Annotated in this window: 14 protein-coding genes, 1 riboswitch and 1 other annotated feature; of the genes, 1 reads left to right on the forward strand and 13 read right to left on the reverse strand. The window is 58.9% G+C overall.

The window, feature by feature from the left end; genetic code table 11:
- Positions 1-20: 20 nt before the first annotated feature.
- The 3 genes from EG886_RS09210 to EG886_RS09220 form a co-directional block, all read right to left on the reverse strand.
- Entirely contained in the window at positions 21-2429 is a 2409-nt protein-coding gene (locus EG886_RS09210; protein ID WP_164491756.1) for a DNA internalization-related competence protein ComEC/Rec2, read from the reverse strand.
- Positions 2430-2501: 72 nt separating this feature from the next.
- On the reverse strand, positions 2502-3059 hold the full coding sequence (gene dcd, locus EG886_RS09215; protein WP_124727864.1) for a dCTP deaminase: 558 nt from the start codon (positions 3057-3059) through the stop codon (positions 2502-2504).
- Positions 3060-3168: 109 nt separating this feature from the next.
- Positions 3169-4197 carry a PLP-dependent transferase gene (locus EG886_RS09220; RefSeq protein WP_124727865.1) on the reverse strand — a complete coding sequence of 343 codons (1029 nt, stop codon included), beginning with the start codon at positions 4195-4197 and terminating at the stop codon, positions 3169-3171.
- Positions 4198-4347: 150 nt separating this feature from the next.
- Positions 4348-4466, reverse strand: a riboswitch (SAM riboswitch).
- Between the two features lie 190 nt (positions 4467-4656).
- On the opposite strand from EG886_RS09220, the gene EG886_RS09225 reads away from it, so the two are divergent.
- Entirely contained in the window at positions 4657-5850 is a 1194-nt protein-coding gene (locus tag EG886_RS09225) for an ornithine--oxo-acid transaminase (protein ID WP_124727866.1), read from the forward strand.
- A 127-nt stretch (positions 5851-5977) separates the two neighbouring features.
- On the opposite strand, the gene EG886_RS09230 is transcribed toward EG886_RS09225, so the two are convergent.
- From EG886_RS09230 to EG886_RS09275, 10 genes are all read right to left on the reverse strand, one after another.
- Positions 5978-6601, reverse strand: a complete 624-nt coding sequence (locus EG886_RS09230) for a helix-hairpin-helix domain-containing protein (RefSeq protein WP_164491757.1) — start codon at positions 6599-6601, stop codon at positions 5978-5980.
- Between the two features lie 111 nt (positions 6602-6712).
- Complete coding sequence (gene sat / locus EG886_RS09235; RefSeq protein WP_124727868.1) at positions 6713-7894, reverse strand: sulfate adenylyltransferase; 1182 nt, start codon at positions 7892-7894, stop codon at positions 6713-6715.
- A 67-nt stretch (positions 7895-7961) separates the two neighbouring features.
- A complete protein-coding gene (locus tag EG886_RS09240) occupies positions 7962-8657 on the reverse strand; it encodes a phosphoadenylyl-sulfate reductase (RefSeq protein WP_420894169.1) in 696 nt (231 codons plus the stop codon).
- A 593-nt stretch (positions 8658-9250) separates the two neighbouring features.
- Entirely contained in the window at positions 9251-11704 is a 2454-nt protein-coding gene (gene leuS / locus EG886_RS09245) for a leucine--tRNA ligase (RefSeq protein ID WP_124727870.1), read from the reverse strand.
- A 62-nt stretch (positions 11705-11766) separates the two neighbouring features.
- Positions 11767-12021 (reverse strand) — a binding site (T-box leader).
- Positions 12022-12082: 61 nt separating this feature from the next.
- Positions 12083-12424, reverse strand: a complete 342-nt coding sequence (rsfS, locus tag EG886_RS09250) for a ribosome silencing factor (RefSeq protein ID WP_124727871.1) — start codon at positions 12422-12424, stop codon at positions 12083-12085.
- Complete coding sequence (yqeK, locus tag EG886_RS09255) at positions 12421-13011, reverse strand: bis(5'-nucleosyl)-tetraphosphatase (symmetrical) YqeK (protein WP_124727872.1); 591 nt, start codon at positions 13009-13011, stop codon at positions 12421-12423. The genes rsfS and yqeK overlap by 4 nt, the downstream gene beginning before the upstream one ends.
- Positions 13001-13585 (reverse strand): nicotinate-nucleotide adenylyltransferase, encoded by a 585-nt coding sequence (locus EG886_RS09260; RefSeq protein ID WP_124727873.1) that lies wholly within the window; start codon positions 13583-13585, stop codon positions 13001-13003. The genes yqeK and EG886_RS09260 overlap by 11 nt, the downstream gene beginning before the upstream one ends.
- A 30-nt stretch (positions 13586-13615) precedes the next feature.
- Positions 13616-14461, reverse strand: a complete 846-nt coding sequence (locus EG886_RS09265; RefSeq protein ID WP_124727874.1) for a shikimate dehydrogenase — start codon at positions 14459-14461, stop codon at positions 13616-13618.
- Between the two features lie 18 nt (positions 14462-14479).
- Complete coding sequence (gene yqeH / locus EG886_RS09270; protein ID WP_124728739.1) at positions 14480-15619, reverse strand: ribosome biogenesis GTPase YqeH; 1140 nt, start codon at positions 15617-15619, stop codon at positions 14480-14482.
- An 85-nt stretch (positions 15620-15704) separates the two neighbouring features.
- Complete coding sequence (locus EG886_RS09275) at positions 15705-16229, reverse strand: YqeG family HAD IIIA-type phosphatase (RefSeq protein WP_124727875.1); 525 nt, start codon at positions 16227-16229, stop codon at positions 15705-15707.
- Between the last annotated feature and the right edge of the window lie 122 nt (positions 16230-16351).

Below are 16351 nucleotides of genomic sequence, written 5' to 3' on the forward strand. Positions count from 1 at the left end.
CCAATGGTTGCGATTTCGGTTCATTCTCCGAGTTGTGTCCGCACGTTCAGTTCATCCTTGCGGATTTCAACCGTGACGGCACCGTGCCGGTCCGTGCGGAACACGTCCACTTTGCGACTTTGCAATCTGTGCAGCACCTCCGGTGACGGATGCCCGTGGATGTTGTTGACGCCGACCGAAATGACGACGCAGGCGGGTCTGAGCCGATCCAGCCACGCTTCCCCGGTGGATGTCCGGCTGCCGTGGTGACCCGCTTTCAACACATGGACCTCCGGCAGATTCCAACGCCGCAGAATCGCCCGCTCCGCTTCGAGATCCGCATCCCCCGTCATCAATACCCGGGTTCCGTACGCCTCCAACAGGAAAACGACGGAATGCCGATTTGATTCCGTCGAAACGGCCGCTTCCGCCGGTTCGGGATACAGGAAGCGCCATCCCACCTCCCGATCCAACGACCACCCGGTTCCCGGACGGACGGAGAGAATGTGTGCCCCCCGATTCCTCAACTCGCCGAGCAGCAGCCTCTCTTCCTCCGTCCGGGGCGGCTGACCGCTGACAATCGCGCGGCGAACCGGAAATCGCCGGACCACTTCCCGCAATCCGCCGATGTGATCCAGATCTCCGTGCGTGATCACCAGCTCGTCGATTTGCCGGATTCCCCGGTATTTGAGGTAGGGAACGATCACGTGCTTCCCGGGATCCCAGGTCACCCGTCGCTTCCTCCATCCCTCTTTCGGGCCGAACGTTCCTCCCCCGTCCACCAAAATCACCCGGCCGCTTTCCGTTTCGATCACTGCCGCATCCCCTTGGCCCACGTCCAGAAAGGTGATGCGAACACCGTCCCCGTGGACGGGCTGCCACCATGCCCATGCCAGCACTCCGATGAAAGCAATAACCGGCACCCGGCGGAACAACCGCCATGTTTCCCCCGCGCCCGTCCAGGTGAACCACATTGCCGCCGCGGCGACCGCGTAAAGGGGAAACCACCACGCGGGAGGGGTCGGCCAAACCGTCAAGGCGTGAGAGGTTCCGATCCAGCGCGTGGCAGCGTTCGCCAGATCGAGCAACCAACCGACGAGCCCCGCCGCCCACTGACCCGCACCGGTGTGCAACAAGCCGATCAACAGCGCACCGGAAGCGAGAGGAAGCGCCAAGGTACCGACCAGCGGCGCCACCAGCAGATTGGCGGGAACGGAGAGCAGGGAAAATTCATTGAAATGAGAAATCACCACCGGAAAGGATGCGAGAGTGGCCATGAACGTTGCCGCCACGGCCGTTCGAACCGTCATCGGAAGCCATGGAATCCGTTCCGCCAACGGCCGGGTTCCCGTCACGATGGCCGCCGTCACGAGAAACGTCAGTTGAAAGCCGGCTTCGACGATGACAAGCGGCTCCAGCATCAACTGGGCCAGCAGTGCCAATGCCAGAAAGGACAAGGCGTCTGCCGGCTTTCCAAGCGCCATGGCCCACAGAGTCAAGCCGGCCGTGATGGCGGCACGAACCACCGGAGGCTCCAACCCCGTGAGCGCCGCGTAGACGGGCAGAAGGAGGATCAAGATCCATGCGGCTCTTTCCCTCGTCAGCCCCAGCCGTTTCAGAAGGGCCAAAGCGGTTGCCGCCAGGATGGCCACATGCATGCCGGAGACGGACAACACATGAACAATGCCGAGTTCCCGCCAGGCTTCTTCCGTTTCCGGGCTGACCTCTCTCCGCTCGCCCAACAGGAGAGCACGAACCAGCCCGACGTGCTCTTCGGGAAACAGAAGACCGATCCGCCCGCCGAGCCACTCCCGCCACTCATCGATCCTCACCATCGGATGACCGGGACGGACATGAAGCAATTGCACCGAACGAAGCCCCACGGCTTCCCCCGTCACCCGGATTCCCCTTCGAAGCAGCCAGGCCCGTTGATCAAATCCTCCCGGATTTCGGGGCGGGGACGGCTCCCGCAATTTCAGCTTCACCTCCATCCCCGTCTTCCGCTTCCAGGTGCCCGCCGTTTTCTGTTCCCCGGGATCGGCGAGTCGCACGCGAACCGCCAGTCGTTCCCCGGGCACCGGTGCCATCCGGGAGCCGGCGGAGATCCCCGTGACCACAAGTTCCAACCGCAGGGAATCACCGTCCACCAACGGAGGCTCATCCATCTCTCCGCGCACGATGAACTCCTGTTCCGGATGCGCTTTCATCCACCTTTCGAGGACGGACGTCTGCGCCTCCCGTTCCCAGGAAGTGCGAACCGCTCCCGCCAACAATCCGGCCAGCAGCAGGATCAGCGGAAGAGAAGCCCGGTTTTTCCGAAAGGCCCACAGGAAGCCCGACAGCACCAACGCCAGGCCCCCCGCCCGAACGGTGACCGATCCGGCTCCCGCCAATACCGATGCGGAACCGGCGATCCATCCGGACGCGATCCACAGGAACGGACGCTTCATTCCATCCCGCATCCCTCCACGCCAATAAAAGATCCCGGCTCCCGCAAGGGGCTGAACCGGGTCATGAAGCGCTCAAACTCGGGGCAGGGTGATGCCGGTCTGATACTGGTATTTTCCTTGTTTCCCCCGATAGGAGATTTCACAAGCTTCGTCGCTCTCCAGGAACAAAATCTGGCACAATCCTTCATTGGAATAAATTTTGGCCGGAAGCGGCGTGGTGTTGGAAATCTCCAACGTGACGTATCCTTCCCACCCCGGCTCCAAAGGGGTTACGTTCGTGATGATGCCGCAGCGGGCATACGTGGATTTGCCCACACAAACGGCCAGCACGTTTTCGGGAATGCGGAAATATTCCACCGAACGGGCCAGCGCAAACGAGTTGGGCGGAATGATGCACACGTCGCCCTTGAAATCAATGAATGAACCGGAGTCGATCTTCTTCGGATCAATCACCGAATTCAGTGCGTTATGAAAAATTTTGTATTCATCGGCCACGCGGAGATCATACCCGTAGCTGGACAGTCCGAAGCTGACGGCTTCTCCCTTGCCCACGTTGCGATCGATGAACGGTTCGATCATCCCGTGTTCCAGCGCCATTTTGCGAATCCACTTGTCCGATTTGATCGTCATCGCTTCCGATACTCCTTCTCCCTGCTGTTTGTCTCTTTCATTTTACATGAAGGCCGGAAAAAGACAAACGCCGCGTGGCCGGCAAATCCGCCTCCCGCCTGCTCATGCCTTAAGGGAGCAGAGAGTCGAGGGATTCGGACAGCGTTTGAATCAGGCCGTCCGCATCGTCGACGGCTCCCACCGACAACCGGAGCCATCCGTTTTCTTCCCGGTTTCCGTAAATTTCCGGGTCATCAACCGGTGCAAGCATGGGCGAAACCGCCTCGAACCGCTCTCTGTCCTCCGGCCTGAGCGGGACCAGGGACAGCCTGACGGTCTTCAGCACCTGTTTCGCCCTCCGGGCCGATCCCACGTCAAACACCATCATTCCGCCGGCTCCCTCGGCCTGGGTCAGCATCACTTCATGATCCGGATGGGAGGGAAGCCCCGGATACCACACTCTTTGCACGACGGGATGCCGCTCCAGCCACAAAGCGACCTTTTCCGCCGTTCGGGCCGCTTGTCTCATGCGGTCGTGCAGACAAAACAGCCCCTCCCGGATCAGCAGCGACTCCACGGGATGGGGTCGTGATTGGAACAAGTCCCGCATGGCAAGCAGCGGACCGGCTCCTTCGTCATCCCTGGCCACGACGAATGCCGCGCGAACGTCGTGGCGTCCCGACAACCAGTGCGCTCCGCGATGGACCACCAGATCCGCTCCCCGTTCAATCGGGCGGTGAAAGCCGGGAGTGAGCAACGTGTTGTCCACAATCACGCGGATTCCGGAAGATGCCGCGATCCGGCACACTTTGGACAGATCGGCCGTTTCCATCCTGGGACCCGACGGGATGTCCAGCCACACGGCCCGCGTTTCCGGCCGGACGCTTTGCATGAGCTGTTCGGTGTCGGCCATGTTGATCCAGGAAACGGACACCCGCATGCGAGGCGCCAACTCCCGGATCAGTCGGCGCGTCATGGCCGATGTTCCTCGATCCACCAACAAATGATCCCCTTTGGAAAACAGAAGGAGAACGGTGGTGAGAGCCTGCCAGGCCGTCCCGAATGCGATCGCCCTGCTCCCACGCTCCAACCGTGCCAACCTCGCTTCCAATGATCCCGTCCATTCCGAACCCGTCCGGTTCCACTCCGTGACCGCCATCCGCCTTCTTCCGTGTTTGCCGTTCCAATTTGCCGCGGCCGGGTTCGACCGATCCGTCTCGAAACGCAACCCGGTTCACCTTCCTTCGCTGTCAATCCATAAAAAAAGCCCTTCTCCAGGGCAGAGAAGAGGCGGGTTTCCGGCACTCTTCCCTTATCTCCCAGAAACATCACAACCCGTTTCTGCAGGAATTGGCACCGTTCAACACCGGGGGGTGTCGTGGTTGCCGGGCTTCATAGGGCCAGTCCCTCCGCCACTCTTGATAAGAGAAATCGTCCAACGGTCTTATCAGGTTTTCCGCATGTTTTCGAAGGTTGAGGAAATTATATCCCTGAAGAGGACGTTCGGTCAAGGGGAGTATTTATGCATGAGGGCGATTCCTCATGCACTCCGTTGATTTTCCTTTGCCGCTTCCCGTACAATGAGAGTGTCTTGCGCCAAGCAAAAGGAGGGGTACATATGTCGAGAAACCAAGCGCTCATCGAACTTACCGACAAGTACGGTGCCCGCAACTACCATCCGCTGCCGATCGTCATTTCCAAGGCGGAAGGCAGTTGGGTGGAAGACGCCGACGGAAACCGCTACATGGACATGCTGAGTGCATATTCCGCGCTCAATCACGGTCACCGTCATCCCCGCCTGATCCAAGCTTTGAAAGACCAGGCTGACAAGGTGACACTCACTTCCCGCGCGTTTCACAACGATCAGTTGGGTCTTTTCTATGAAAAACTGGCGGCCATCACCGGCAAAGAAATGATCCTGCCGATGAATACAGGCGCCGAAGCGGTGGAAACGGCCATCAAAGCCGTCCGTCGCTGGGCATATTTCGTCAAGGGTGTGCCGGACAACCAAGCGGAGATCATCGTTTGCGAAGACAACTTCCACGGTCGGACCATCACCGCCGTCTCGCTCTCGTCCCACGACGAATACAAGCGCGGTTTCGGGCCGCTCACTCCGGGATTCAAAGTGATCCCCTACGGAGACCTGGAAGCGTTGAAACGGGCGATCACCCCCAACACCGCCGCGTTCCTGGTGGAACCGATCCAGGGAGAAGCGGGCGTCGTCGTGCCTCCGGAAGGCTATCTGAAAGCGGCATACGAAATCTGCAAAGAACACAACGTCCTGTTTGTGGCAGACGAAATCCAAACCGGTTTCGGCCGCACGGGGCAAATGTTCGCCTGCGATTGGGAAGGATTCAAGCCCGACGTGTACGTGATGGGCAAAGCTCTCGGCGGAGGCGTGATGCCCATTTCCGCGGTTGCCGCAGACAAAGAGATTTTGGGTGTGTTCGAGCCGGGTTCCCATGGATCCACCTTCGGCGGAAACCCGCTGGCTTGCGCGGTGGCCGTCGCCGCCATGGACGTGATGGTGGAAGAAGATCTGCCCAAACGCTCCCGGGAGCTGGGTGAATATTTCATCGGAGAGCTTCGCAAAATCAAAAATCCCGTCATCCGGGAAGTGCGGGGAAAAGGCCTGTTCATCGGGATGGAGTTGCACGAGCCCGCCCGTAAATATTGCGAACGACTGATGGAGGAAGGCCTTCTCTGCAAGGAAACGCACGAAAACACCATCCGGTTCGCTCCTCCGCTCACCATCACGCGGGAAGAACTGGACCTTGCCCTGGAAAAGGTGCGCAAGGTGCTGGAAGGCTGACCCCGTCACCAACATGCGCCGATTTTACCATCGGTCTTCATCCGGACGCATCGGCGCAACCCGGGCCGTCCCGCCAGGGCGGTCTTTTTTTTGTGCCATCAGAAGCGTCCGCGTTCCTTCCGCTTCCCTACAGACGGATCTGATGGCGGAATTTTTCCAAGGTTTTCTCGCCGATGCCGGGAACTTCGGCGATTTCATCCATACTGCGGAACGGTCCGTGTTCTTCCCGGTAGCGGATGATGGCCCGTGCCTTGGACGGACCGATGCCTTCAAGCCGCTCCAGTTCCTCCGCCGTGGCGGTGTTGATGGAGATCTTTCCGGCTGAGCCGTTCACGGTCATGGCTGAAGCGGATTCGGAAGCCATGACCTCCTCTCCCTTGCGAGGAATCCGTACCGAGATCCCGTCAGACAGCGGTTCCGCCAGATTGACCCGGTTCAAATCCGCTTCTTCCCGGGCACCCCCCGCCATGCGAACGGCATCCCAAACGCGGGCCCCCTCCTTCAACCGATAAAGCCCCGGGTGTTTCACGGCTCCCTTGACATCCACCACGATTTCCTTCTCCTTCTCTCCCGCATCGGAATCCTCCCCCGGCTTGGCCTCGGTGGCAGGCGCAACATATGCGGTCGCGGGAGGAACCGGCTCTTCTTTCCCCAACCAATCCCACACCCAACCGCCCACCAGCACGGCGGCCAAACACAGGGACAGAACGGCCCATCTCTTCTCCCGGGGAGTCCAATCCAGATCCAGCATTCCCGTTCTTCCTCCTTCCGTCCTCACCATGGCACTCCCGTTTCTACACTTTTTCGACGCCTTTTTCCAAAATCATGCAACACCCCCCCGGAAAAACCGGGGGGTGTCTCATCAAGATTTCGTGGAAGAACGTCCGGCTTTTCTCAACCCTTCGACCAGCTCGCGAATCACTTCCGGCCTCGAAAATTCGGGGGGAGGCATTTCTCCCGCCCTCAACATCTCCCGGACCCGGGTGCCTGACAAAATCACGTGATGTTCCGCACTGTGCGGGCAGGTTTTGGAGGAGGCCATCCCGTCACAGCGGCGGCAATAAAAGCTGTGTTCAAATCGGAGCGGAGTGATGCCCAGCTCGTCCGGCCGAAATTCGTCAAACACCTTCTGCGCGTCGTAAGTGCCGTAATACCTGCCCACCCCGGCATGATCACGACCGACGATGAAATGGGTGCATCCGTAGTTTTTGCGGGCAAGCGCATGAAATACCGCTTCCCGCGGTCCGGCATAACGCATGGCCGCCGGGAATGCCGCCAGCAACACCCGATCTCGCGGATAATACTCTCTCAGCAACACCCGGTAACTGTTCATGCGCACGTCAGCGGGAATGTCATCCGCTTTGGTGTCGCCGACCAGCGGATGCAGAAGCAGTCCGTCCACGATCTCCAGAGCCGCTTTTTGAATGTATTCATGGGCGCGGTGAACCGGATTGCGGGTCTGGAACCCCACCACTTGTCGCCAACCCCGTTCGCGAAACCGCCGGCGTGTCTCGGCGGGGGTCAGCACATACCGGGATATCTCCCCGCGATCCGGTCGCAAGAGCAGCCGAACGGGCCCGCCCGCACGCACGGAGGAAGACGCGTACAGCCGATGGACGCCGGGGTGTGCCGGGTCCGCGGTTCCGAACACTTCCCGCGCTTCCTTTTCAAGGTCCACCCGGTAAATGCTTTCCACTTCCATCACGGCGACGATCCGGTCCCGATCATCCCGCAAAGCGATCCGCTCTCCCTCCCGGAATGAGCCCACCCGTTCTCCCGGAACGGGAAGGGTCACGGGAAGCGGCCAGACGGTTCCGTCCGCCAGTCTCATCCGGTCCCGGACGGAGAGATAATCCTCTTCGGACATGAACCCGGTCAGCGGGGAAAACACGCCGGTGGCGATGCACTCCAGATCCGAAATCGTCACGGATGAAACCTTCCATCCCGGAAGCCCCCGGGAGAGGGACAACCACTCACCCTGCTCGTCTTCCGGAATCATCCGGTTCACCAACACTCCCCCGTGAGGAAGCACGGTTTCTCTCATACTCACTCTCCTCTCTCATCCAAGCTTGACATCCAAAGAAGCTGCGGAACTCCCGTGCGCGCAACGTTCAATTTCCGCTCTCGTCTTCCGGTTTCACGTGAAGGCCGCACTCCGTCTTCGCCTTCCCGGGCCAGCGCCCGGCCCGCGGATCTTCTCCGGGTTTGACCTGACGGGTGCACGGCATGCAACCGATGCTGGGGTAATCGCGGTCGTGCATCGGATTGTACGGCACCCGGTTTTCGACCACATATGCCCAGACTTGTTTGGTCGTCCAGAAGGCCAGTGGATTCACCTTGACCAATCCGAACACTTCATCCCATTCCACCACCTCCGCCCGGGCACGGGTGGGAGACTGCTCACGGCGGATCCCGGTGATCCAAGCCCTGTATCCGGTCAGCACCCGGGCCAACGGCTCCACCTTGCGCAACCGGCAACACAAGTTGGGATCCTTCTCCCACAGTTTTTCCCCGTATTTTTGGGCCTGCTCTTCCAGCGTCAGGGACGGCGAAATTCGGATGAACCGTTTCCCGTACCGTTCGGACAGCCGATCCCGGGTTTCAAGCGTTTCGGGAAACAACAGGTCCGTATCCAGATAAAACACGTCCACTTCCGGATCCAACCTGTGGAGCATGTCGACCAGTGCGACGTCTTCCACTCCGAAACTGCAAGCCAAGGCGATGCCTTTTTGTCCGAACGTGCGAAGTCCCCATTCGAGAATGTCCGAAGGATGGGCTCTCCTCAACGTTTCGGCCGCCCGCCGAATTTCCGTAAGGTCCGGTTTCCGACCGTTCCCCGCCGATGCCGCGTCGCCGCCTTCCGCACGAAACTTGTCTGTCAACATCATCCCTCCCGTTTCATTCCGCCGACGGACCGATCAGTTCTAAACACATACCCGTGGCGTGCTTTGAATCTTCGCGATTCCTCGATCACCCGCTTTGATCCGAAGATTCCTCCGGCACTCTGTAAAGATACAGCTCATTCCGGTTCATGGACACGGCTCCTTCCCGTCAACGCGCCGAATCCGCGCCATCCGTTCATCCAGGACGTTTTGGAAGCCGCGCTTTCCTCCCCTCGAACGAGGGCCCTTCCCCGGAATCCCCCCGATTGAAACAGTGTACGCATCCACCACTCCTTTCGATGTCTTCACTTTTCCGCCGAGCCGGCCGATATCGTTTGTGTCAAAATATGCCATCCCGCGATGCGTTCGCCCAAACAAAAAGCTTCCGGCGAAAACCGGAAGCTCGGAATCGATCACAACAGGCCGGGCCGAAATCCGTTCGCCAAAGGTTCGACAAAGCGGCGGCCGGACAGGAAACGGCGTCGGCGCATGCTATGCTCTTGTCAATGAACGGGGTCTCATCCCGCCACGATGTTGACCAACTTGCCGGGAACGACGATCACTTTCCGGATCGTTTTCCCTTCCAACAGTTCGCGGATCCGGCCGGTGGAAAGAGCCTGTTGCTCCACTTCCTCCCGGGTGGCATTGACGGGAACGACCAGCTTGTCGCGAACCTTGCCGTTGATCTGCACGACGATTTCCACTTCGTCCAGAACCAGGGCGGATTCATCCCAAGTCGGCCAGGCCGCACGGTGAATGCTTCCTTCTTTGCCCATCAGGCTCCACAATTCCTCGGTGATGTGGGGAACGAACGGGGCGAGCAGGAGCACCAATTTTTCGAGTGCTTCCTTGAACACGGCCCGGTCCGCGGATTCCGGATAATCGGACAGCCCGTTCACCAGTTCCATGATCGCACTGATGGCGGTATTGAAGTGATTCCGTTCGGCGACGTCGTGCGTCACTTTTTTCACCGTCCGGTTGAGCAACCGTCGCAGTTCTTTCGCTTCGCTTCCGGGTTCGGCCACGACCGGAATCTCCCGTTCAAAAAGGTGAAGGTTTTTCGTCACCAGACGCCAGACCCGGTTCAGGAACCGGTGGCTTCCTTCCACTCCGGCATCGTTCCAATCCAACTCCCGTTCGGGCGGCGCGGCAAACAGAATGAACAGGCGAGCAGTGTCGGCGCTGTATTTGTCGATGATTTCCAGCGGGGAAACGACGTTGCCTTTTGACTTGGACATTTTGGCTCCGTCTTTCAGCACCATCCCTTGGGTGAGCAGATTGTTGAACGGCTCCTGCACGTGAATCATGCCGGCGTCGTACAATACCTTGGTGAAGAAGCGGGCATACAGGAGATGAAGCACGGCATGTTCGATTCCGCCGATGTATTGGTCAACCGGAAGCCATTTATTGGCCTGATCGGGATCAAACGGCAACGTTTCGTTGCGGGCGTCCGCATAGCGGAAGAAATACCAGGATGAATCGACAAACGTGTCCATCGTGTCCGTTTCCCGGCGCGCTTGACCGCCGCATTTCGGACAGGTGGTGTTCCGGAACGTTTCCGACGTGGTGAGCGGATTGCGTTTCCCGTCAAACACCACGTCATCCGGCAACATGACCGGGAGATCCTCTTTCGGGACGGGGACGATGCCGCAATCGTCGCAGTAGACGACGGGGATCGGCGTTCCCCAATACCGCTGTCGGGAAATCAGCCAGTCGCGCAAGCGGTAACTGACCGCCGGACCTCCCGCGTCGCGGGAAGCGAGATGCTCGGAAATCTCCCGGATCGCCCGTTTGTTGTCCATACCGTCAAACTCTCCGGAATTCACCAACACTCCCTCTCCGGTGAACGGCAATTTCACGTCTTCCCCGTCTTTGGGACGGATGACCGTTTTCACCGGGAGGCCGTATTTTTCCGCAAATGCGAAGTCCCGCTCATCATGGGCCGGAACGCCCATCACGGCCCCGGTGCCGTAATCCAGCAGCACGTAGTTGGCCACCCAGATCGGAATCTGTTCGCCGGTCAGCGGATGTTTTGCGTATGCTCCGGTAAAGAGCCCTTCCTTTTCCGCGTCCGTCGCGGTCCGATCGATTTCGGACTGCTTTTTCATCCGTTCGATGAACGCAAGCACCGCCGGTTCGGTGTCCTTGCCGCGGATGAGCCGGGGAACGAGCGGATGTTCCGGCGCGAGCACCATGTAGGTGACGCCGAACAACGTGTCCGGACGGGTGGTGAATACCTTCACCTGTTCATTGTCGGCCTCCGGCACGGTAAAGATGACATGGGCTCCTTCACTCCGCCCGATCCAGTTGCGTTGCATCGCCTTGACCCGTTCCGGCCAACCCGTCAAGCCGTCGAGGTCATTGAGCAGGCGGTCGGCGTATTCGGTGATGCGGAAGAACCACTGTTCCAGTTCCTTTTTGGTCACTTCGGAATCGCAGCGCCAGCACTTTCCGTCTTCCACCTGTTCGTTGGCCAGCACGGTGCTGCAGGAAGGGCACCAGTTGACGAACGCTTTCTTGCGATAGGCCAGCCCCCGTTCATAAAAGAGAAGAAACAGCCATTGGTTGAACTTGTAATATTCCGGCAAACAGGTTCCGACATAGCGGTCCCAGTCATAAGACAGACCCAGCAACGTCTGTTCCTGGCGGAATCGCTCCATGTTGCCCAGCGTCCATTCCCGCGGGTTGACTCCCCGGTTGATGGCGGCGTTCTCGGCCGGAAGCCCGAACGCGTCGGCCCCCATGGGGTGCAGGACACGGTATCCGTTCATGCGCCGGAAGCGGGCGAGCACGTCGCCGATGGAGTATACGCGCATGTGTCCCATGTGCAACCCTTCGCCGGACGGATACGGAAACATCTCGAGCGTGTAGTATTTCGGTTTGTCATCGCTCTCGTCGGTCCGGTCGATGCCGGATTCCCGCCAAACCTGTTGCCATTTGCCTTCGATTTCTTTCGGATTGTACTCTTTCATCCCTGTCTCTCCTTTTCGCATGATCCCATCAAATCAAAAAACCTCCCGCCCCCGGCTCACCTGCCAGGGACGAGAGGTTCGTTCACACTCCCGCGGTACCACCCTGCTTGACGCGGTCGGAGGATCTTTCCGGACCACGCCCGCTCTCGGCATCCCGTAACGGGGATGAGCCGCCGGAGAGTACACACCTCGGACAAAAGAGGCTTCCCCACCGGAGCGACGGGACGAGTTCATCCGTTGCCTCGCGTTGACTCGCACCGACCGTCAACTCTCTGATGCGGGCAGACCGGACTACTGCTTCCCGTCATGGCCGTCAACGTATTGAATATCATTATATGCACGCCGTTGATTTTTTGTCAACGGGTCCATTGACGAAGTTCAGATGGCGTTCACCTGCGGAGCGTCCCCCCAGAGACGTTCCAGTCCGTAAAATTCCCGTTCATCCTTGTGGAACACATGGACCACCACGTCCCCGAGATCGATCAGCACCCATCTCGCCTCCTGGAATCCTTCCATTCCCTTCAGGGTGATCCCGGCTTCTTCCACCTTGTCGCGGATTTCGGTGGCGATCGCCTGAACCTGTGTCTGCGAATTTCCCTCACAGATCACGAAATAATCGGCGAACACCGACAACCCCCGGATATCGAGAATGGTCACATTGCGGGCTTTTTTCTCCTCGGCGGCAGCGGCCGCCAAACGGGCGATTTCCACTACGTTCAAACGGATTCCTCCCTTGGAGCCTTGGCTTGAACTTCATCAAGCATGGCATTTCTCGCCAGCAGCGTGAGCGGATACACTTTCCAGGAGCGGTCCAACAGAAAGCGAATGGTGTTGTCCATGGCTTTCAGGACGGCCCTGTCGAGGTCGTGCTCAGCCAATTTCCTGACTTCGTCCACTCCCGGATGGCGGCGCCCCGGTTCGATGACATCCGAAAGCCAGATGATCTTTTCCAGACGGGACATCCCGGGCCTTCCGGAAGTGTGATATCGGATTGCGTTCAGTATGTCCACATCCGCGATTCCGAATTCTTCGCGGACCACTTCGGCCGCGACGGGTCCGTGCCACAACTCCGGATTGTAATCCAGAAGGTCTTCCGGAAGGTTGTGGACACGGATTCGTCTGCGGAGTTCATCCTCCGGCCAAAACTTGCAGTAATCGTGGAGGATGGCCGCAATTTCCGCCCGTGCGGGATCTTCCCCTTCCCGACGGGCCATCGCGACGGCCGTGTCCCGCACGCGAAGCGTGTGCTCCCATCGGGAAACCGGCATCTGACCGCGGGTCTTGTCCATCATGATTTCAAGATTCATACAATCTGTTCTCCCTGATATATCTGAGTACCGGTTCCGGAACCATGTACCGCACCGACTTTCCGGCCACCAGGCGACGTCGGATCTCCGTCGAGGAAATGCCCGTTTCCACCGCATCCGGAATCCACTGCAGCCTTTTGGCCACTTCTTCCGGCAGCGGTCTCCGGTCATGTCCGGGTCTTCCCATGGCCACCACCCGGACCAGCCGGAGGATGGTTCCGATTTCGTGCCAACGCGGCAGATCATTCACCGAATCCGCACCGACCAACAAGTGAAATGAGGCATCCGGCCGAATCCGAACCAGCTCTTTCACCGTATCGACGGTATAGGAAGGACCGGACCGGTTTACCTCCGTGAGGCAAAGCCTGAAGCGCGGATTCCCGGAGATCGCCTGTTTCACCATGTTCACGCGGTGCATCGAAGGGGTGACCTTCTTTTCAAGCTTGTGCGGGGGTTCTCCCGCGGGAATCCACCAAATTTCATCCAGATCGGCCGCCTCGAGTGCCTGATCGGCAAGCAACAGGTGACCCAAGTGAACGGGATCAAAGGTCCCGCCAAACAAACCGATTTTCATAATAAAAAACTTTCTCTCCTACCATTTTCCTCATTGAAACGTATCCAAAACCTGTTTCATCAGCGAAACCGGCGCTTTTTTCCCCGTCCAGATTCTGAGCGCCTCGGCTGCCTGCCGGATCAGCATGCCCGTTCCGTCATGAACTCTCGCCCCCCGGGCGGCAGCTTCCCTGAGCAATCGGGTCCATCTCGGCCGGTACACCAGATCGCTCACCGTCTGCCCTTCGCGAATCCAGTCCGCGGGGATCGGCATGGCATCCGTCTCCGGATGCATGCCGACCGGCGTGCACTGCACCAGCAGATCCGCTTCTTGCACCGCCCGGCGCGCTTCGGCGAGCGGAAGCGCATCCACCGATGTCAGGGAATCCAATCTGCGCGCCAGTTCTTCCGCCTTTTCCGCGGTGCGGGCCGCAACGGTCATGTGCCGCACTCCCGCTCTCGCCAGGGCGTACCCGGTCGCCCGGGCGGCTCCGCCCGCTCCCAGGAGAACCACGCGAATGCCGTCGGGCAGGACTCCCGCATCCTCCATGAGAGAGTGCAAATAGCCGGTTCCGTCCGTGTTGGTCCCCGTGAGAACGCCGTCCCGGTTCACCACCGTGTTGACCGCCCCGATCGCCCTCGCTTCCGGTGTGAGTTCATCCAAAAAATCCATGACGGACACCTTGTGCGGAATGGTCACGTTCCAGCCGCACACTCCCAGACTCCTCAGTCCCTCCACCGCCTGCTTCAGGCGGGAAGTCTCCACTCGCCAAGCCAAATAGACAGCCGGCTCACCCATGGCGGACAATGCGGCGTTCATCATTTCCGGCGACCGGGAATGGGAAACGGGGTCGCCGATCAATCCGTAACAAACCGTTCGGGCGGTGATTTCCGTCACGGCTCCGCTCCCTCCCGCTCAAATGATCGATCGTCGCACACCGACATGAATGCCTTCGGGTGCCCAGACTTCCAATTCCGCCGGTTCCCGGCCCGCGGCGATCCATCCGAGACCGGAAATCACCACGTCCCGCTTTTCACCGCCGCGCAACCGGATGGAATGTTTCTTCCAACGCGGGAGAGAAGCCGGGTCCGACGGCGGAACCAGCAGTTCACCCAAATGTTTCTCATGGATCGCCTCCGCCTGCTCCGACTTGGTCCGGTGAATGTAGAGGCGGTTGGACATGTAGCAAACGAACGGTTGTCGCGATCCGCGGACGAAATCAAAGCGCACCAATCCTCCGAAAAAGAGCGTCTGACGGCCATTCAGCTGGTAGACGCGCGGCCGGAGTTCGGTCATGGGGACGACCGACTTCAAGTCTTTCGGCGGAAGCCACTCGCTGATCCGGTCTTTGCGAACAATCCCCGGCGTGTCATAGATGGCCTTGCCGTCGTCCAGAGGAATTCTGACCAGATCCAGCGTGGTCCCCGGATAAGGAGAAGTGGTCACCAGATCCTCAGCCGCTCCTTCTTCCGCAAGCAACCGGTTGATGAATGTGGACTTTCCGGCATTTGTCGTTCCGATCACCATCACGTCGCGTTCGTGGCGCCACTCATTGATGGCTTCCACCACTTGCCCCATTCCCAGGCCTTTCGACGCACTGCAAAGAATCACGTCCACCGGACGGATTCCCAGTTCTTTCGCCGATTCCCGAACCCAATGCTTCAGCCGGTCCCAGTTGGTCGACTTGGGAAACAAATCCAGTTTGTTGGCGACGAGGAGCAACGGGTTGTTTCCGATATGCCTGTGAATGCCGGGAATCCAGCTGCCGGCGAAATCAAAGAGATCGACGATCTGCACCACCAAACTGTCCGTTTGGGCGATTTCGTCCAATTTTTTCATGAACACGTCGGGAGACACCCGGATCTCCCCGATGTCACCATAGTGACGGATGCGGAAACAGCGCTTGCACAGAACGGTTTCCCTGCTTAGCGCCGCTTCGGGTGCGTATCCGATCCGGTCCGGATGCTCCGTCTGGATCCGCACCCCGCATCCTCCGCAACGGATATCCTTTTCCACGTTCAACGCTTGATTTCCCGCCTTTCCGGAATGCTGCATCAAAAAACGGATGGCCGCTGGTCCGTAGACCGCCCGCACGCGGGTCGTTCCGGGTTCCACCTGCCATCCGTTCAGAGATAATGACTTATGGATGGGTTTGTTTCCAATGAAGCATGCCCCGTCGTTCCATCCAACGAAACACCATCCGTTCAATGAGCCGGTTGAAACGGGTCAAAAAACCGTCCACATTGGACACGGGAACGACCAAAATCGTGAACAGACCCATCCGGTTGCCTCCAAGTACATCGGTGAGGAGCTGATCCCCGATCACCACCGCTTCTTCCTTGGCGCATCCCATGATGTTGAGCGCCTTGCGAAAAGCGGAGGTCAGCGGTTTCCTGGCTGCATGGATGAACGGAATATTCAGCGGCTTGGCGAACTGGGAAACCCTCGTTCGAGTATTGTTGGAGACAATGATCACCTTGAACCCCATATCCCGGACATGATTCAGCCAGCCGACCAGCTTCGGCGTCGCATCGGGACGGGTGGACTCCACCAGGGTATTGTCCAGATCAACAATGATGGAAGAAATGCCGCGTCTTTTGAGCTCGTCGAAATCAATGGTGTAGATGGAGGGAACATACATGTCGGGAATCATGGATTTGAGCAACTGTTCCACACCGTCCTCACAATCATTCGGCATTAACTATATCACAGCGCTGTTAGTCTGTGCAAAAACGGGCGTGAACAATCACCGACAATCTGACTCCTTGAACGCATGCTACCATGTTT

Origin of the sequence: Staphylospora marina (assembly GCF_003856495.1) — a bacterium.
Lineage (GTDB): Bacteria > Bacillota > Bacilli > Thermoactinomycetales > Thermoactinomycetaceae > Staphylospora > Staphylospora marina.

Bases quoted from the DNA above. Each gene is read 5' to 3' on its own strand.
- EG886_RS09210 (WP_164491756.1), bottom strand. From the start codon at position 2,429: ATGAAGCGTCCGTTCCTGTGGATCGCGTCCGGATGGATCGCCGGTTCC.
- dcd (WP_124727864.1), bottom strand. From the start codon at position 3,059: ATGACGATCAAATCGGACAAGTGGATTCGCAAAATGGCGCTGGAACAC.
- EG886_RS09220 (WP_124727865.1), bottom strand. From the start codon at position 4,197: ATGGCGGTCACGGAGTGGAACCGGACGGGTTCGGAATGGACGGGATCA.
- EG886_RS09225 (WP_124727866.1), top strand. From the start codon at position 4,657: ATGTCGAGAAACCAAGCGCTCATCGAACTTACCGACAAGTACGGTGCC.
- EG886_RS09230 (WP_164491757.1), bottom strand. From the start codon at position 6,601: ATGCTGGATCTGGATTGGACTCCCCGGGAGAAGAGATGGGCCGTTCTG.
- sat (WP_124727868.1), bottom strand. From the start codon at position 7,894: ATGAGAGAAACCGTGCTTCCTCACGGGGGAGTGTTGGTGAACCGGATG.
- leuS (WP_124727870.1), bottom strand. From the start codon at position 11,704: ATGAAAGAGTACAATCCGAAAGAAATCGAAGGCAAATGGCAACAGGTT.
- yqeK (WP_124727872.1), bottom strand. From the start codon at position 13,011: ATGAATCTTGAAATCATGATGGACAAGACCCGCGGTCAGATGCCGGTT.
- EG886_RS09260 (WP_124727873.1), bottom strand. From the start codon at position 13,585: ATGAAAATCGGTTTGTTTGGCGGGACCTTTGATCCCGTTCACTTGGGT.
- yqeH (WP_124728739.1), bottom strand. From the start codon at position 15,619: ATGCAGCATTCCGGAAAGGCGGGAAATCAAGCGTTGAACGTGGAAAAG.